General features: G+C 71.9%; 1 protein-coding gene. It reads left to right on the top strand.

All coding sequences use genetic code 11. The features are described 5' to 3' along the window. A partial coding sequence (locus AC5RV2_RS18960) for a copper resistance CopC family protein (protein WP_494093612.1) occupies positions 1–455 on the top strand: 455 nt, incomplete at both ends.

Genomic DNA, 455 nt, shown 5'->3' with positions numbered 1-455 from the left:
GATCCGGCTGCTCGCGGCCGCCTTGGTCGCCATGCTGCTGTGGCTGTCGGCGGCGCTGACGCTGGCACGCCCGGCCGCGGCCCACGACGAACTGATCGGATCCACCCCGGAAAACGGCGCCGTCCTCGACGTCCAGCCCGAGAACATCGTGCTGGAATTCAGCGCGAATGTGATGGATATCGGCACCACCACCCAGGTCCTGGACACCGCCGGCACCGACTGGGCCGCCGGAGCACCGGTGCTCGGCGGCCGTGAGGTCACCATTCCCCTGCAGGACGGGATGCCCGACGGCGACTACCAGCTGGGCTGGCGGGTTGTCTCCAGCGACGGCCACCCGATCGAAGGAACCACAAAATTCTCCCTCGCGGCCGGCGGCACCGCCTCGGCCTCGGCTCCGGCATCCGCAGCCGCAGCCGGCGACACCGCCGCGGCGGCCGGGGAAGAGGGCGGCGCCG

The organism is Arthrobacter sp. Y3225116 (genome assembly GCF_059091245.1).
The sequence above is the reverse complement of the archived record's forward strand: the minus strand, read 5'-3'. Positions and strand labels throughout refer to the sequence as shown.